Below are 594 nucleotides of genomic sequence, written 5' to 3'. Positions count from 1 at the left end.
TGTGATATATAACCTGTGCTTCGCTTATCACGTTTTCTTACATGCTGTACTATCGGGCCTGTCAATCTGACCTGCTGAACTCACCCTCTGCATGTGTCACGCCACTCCTGTCAAGAGATGGGAGTTTCAACTAGTCCGTTTTTTCAACTATCTCAAACGACCACCTCACAGCGAAGGGTCACTTCGAGTGTTCAGCACACTTTCAACGGGAGTACCGCGTGAATTTGGTGGGTCTGTGTGATCGTCACTTGAGAATGAGAGAGGTGATTTCGAGTGTTCCACCTTGGTCTGCGGACGCTGCATATTAGAAAGACCACTCCCGCACAAGCCAAAGTATTATTTTGCTGTGAAAAGCAGCAGAGACCAATGAAATTCACTGGCTCGAAACCGTCCCGAAATACGACAAACGGTCGGTCGGACAGCAACTCGGCATGACAAAGCAGTCCACCAGCCAGCAACCAGACGACGAATCCACGGACCCAGAGACGCGTAGCCGTCGCTACAACTGGTCGCGTATGGACCTCGACGAACTCGTCGATGTCTACTGGCAAGACATCGCACCGAAGCGATATCGTGACGGGTTCGACGAGGATC

1 pseudogene is annotated in these 594 nt (G+C 51.2%); it reads left to right on the top strand.

The annotated features are described in order from the left end of the window. Window positions 1-431: 431 nt before the first annotated feature. A pseudogene (locus DVK05_RS17620) lies at window positions 432-594 on the top strand (site-specific integrase); the annotation flags it as partial.

This window comes from Halorubrum sp. Atlit-8R (assembly GCF_003666025.1).
GTDB classification, from domain to species: Archaea; Halobacteriota; Halobacteria; order Halobacteriales; family Haloferacaceae; genus Halorubrum; species Halorubrum salinarum.
This window is presented reverse-complemented; position numbering and strand designations above follow the sequence as displayed.